The sequence below is a fragment of the Rhodopila sp. genome (assembly GCF_035548235.1).
Lineage (GTDB): Bacteria > Pseudomonadota > Alphaproteobacteria > Acetobacterales > Acetobacteraceae > Rhodopila.
Genome location: NZ_DASZTJ010000201.1, coordinates 1 through 2,117 on the forward strand (window position 1 = coordinate 1; position 2,117 = coordinate 2,117).

Annotated in this window: 2 protein-coding genes; both read right to left on the bottom strand. The window is 66.7% G+C overall.

Annotated features, from left to right (window positions below; translation table 11 throughout):
• Positions 1-126: 126 nt before the first annotated feature.
• Positions 127-1,449 carry an ATP-dependent protease ATPase subunit HslU gene (gene hslU / locus VHB27_RS16760; RefSeq protein ID WP_325602531.1) on the bottom strand — a complete coding sequence of 441 codons (1,323 nt, stop codon included), beginning with the start codon at positions 1,447-1,449 and terminating at the stop codon, positions 127-129.
• 1 nt (position 1,450) lies between these two features.
• Positions 1,451-2,014, bottom strand: a complete 564-nt coding sequence (gene hslV, locus VHB27_RS16765) for an ATP-dependent protease subunit HslV (RefSeq protein ID WP_325602533.1) — start codon at positions 2,012-2,014, stop codon at positions 1,451-1,453.
• Between the last annotated feature and the right edge of the window lie 103 nt (positions 2,015-2,117).

Below are 2,117 nucleotides of genomic sequence, written 5' to 3' on the forward strand. Positions count from 1 at the left end.
CCTTATCGGGGGCGTAGAGCCTCCCCGACCAGGACACGGCCCGACCAGGACAGGGCCCGACGAGGACAGGGCCCGACCAGGACAGAGAAGGCGTTGGCGCCGCTCGAACGCGGCGGCGCCATGCCGTTACAGGATGAACCGGCTCAGGTCGCCCTTCTGCGCCAGCGGAGCGACCCGGTCCGCGACGTAGGCGGCGTCCACCGTGAACGTCTCACCGGAATGATCCGTCGCGGTGAAGCTGATGTCCTCCAGCAGACGCTCCAGCACCGTGTGCAACCGCCGCGCGCCGATGTTCTCGACCTTGTCGTTGATATCGGCCGCCAGGTCGGCCAGCGCGTCCACCGCGTCCTCGCGGAAGTCGAGCGTCACCTTCTCGGTGCTCAGCAGCGCCGCGTATTGCTTCAGCAGCGAATGCTCCGGCTCCGTCAGGATCCGGCGCAAGTCGGTGCGCGACAGCGGCGACAGCTCGACGCGGATCGGCAGACGGCCTTGCAGCTCCGGCAGCAGGTCGGACGGCTTGGCCAAATGGAACGCGCCCGAGGCGATGAACAGGATATGGTCGGTCTTCACCAGGCCATACTTGGTGTTCACCGTCGTGCCCTCGATCAGCGGCAGCAGGTCGCGCTGCACGCCTTCGCGGGACACGTCGCCGCCACGGAAGCCACCTTCGGACGTGCGGGCGCAGATCTTGTCGATCTCGTCCAGGAAGACGATGCCGTTGTTCTCGGCATGCGCCACGGCGTCCTTGGTCAGCTGCTCGTTGTCCAGCAGCCGGTCGGCCTCTTCCGTCTCCAGCACGCGCCGGGCATCGGCGACCTTCATCCGGCGCTTCTGCATCGGGCGATTGCCCATCAGGCCTTTCATCATCTCCGACAGGTTGATCACCTGGCCGGGCGGCATGCCGGGAATGTCGAGATTGCCGATCGGCGTGCCGGACTGGTCGGCGACGGCGATCTCGATCTCCTTCTCCTCGAACTCCCCGTCGCGCAGCATGCGGCGGAACTTGGAGCGCGTGTCCGCGGCCGCCTCCTCACCCACCAACGCGGTGATCAGCCGCTCCTCGGCGCTCAGCTCGGCCTTCGCCTGCACGTCCTTGCGGCTTGCGTCGCGCAGCATGTTCAGGCTGGCGTCCACCAGGTCGCGCACGATACTTTCCACGTCACGGCCGACGTAGCCGACCTCGGTGAATTTGGTGGCTTCCACCTTCAGGAACGGCGCCTGGGCCAGCTTGGCGAGGCGGCGGGCGATCTCGGTCTTGCCGCAGCCGGTGGGGCCGATCATGAGGATGTTCTTGGGCACCACTTCCTCGCGCATCCCTTCGGGCAACTGCTGGCGGCGCCAGCGGTTGCGGAGCGCGATGGCGACGGCGCGCTTGGCGTCGTCCTGGCCGACGATGAAGCGGTCTAGCTCCGAGACGATCTCTCGGGGGGAATAGGTTGGTACGTCCATGTCAGATCGATTCGATGATTACGTTGCCATTGGTGTAGACGCAGATGTCCGCGGCGATTTTCATCGCGCGGCGGGCGATTTCCTCGGCCGAGAGGTCAGGCATCGACATCAGCGCGCGGGCCGCGGCCAGGGCGTAGTTGCCGCCCGAGCCGATGGCGATGACGCCATCCTCGGGCTCCAGCACATCGCCGTTACCCGTGAGTGTGAAGCTGCGCTCCTTGTCGGCCACGGCCATCATTGCCTCCAGCCGGCGGAGGTAGCGGTCGGTGCGCCAATCCTTGGCCAGTTCGACGCAGGCGCGTTCGAGCTGGTTCGGATAACGCTCCAGCTTCGCTTCCAGGCGCTCAAGCAGCGTGAACGCGTCGGCCGTCGCCCCGGCGAACCCCGCGACGACCTGGCCGCCACCGATTCGGCGCACCTTGCGTGCGTTGCCCTTGACGATCGTCTGTCCCATGGACACCTGGCCGTCACCGGCCATTGTCACTTTGCCATCCCGCCTGACGCACAGGATGGTTGTGCCGTGCCACCCAATCGGGTCGGCTGCGGCGGATGTGAAGTTTTGCATGACGGGGCAACATGGCGATCCCGGACCTTCACGGCAAGGCCGCCCGGTCAACCGGCCGGGTGCCGGGGACGCGGAGTTGTGATCGCCCCCCTTGCGCGGCTTT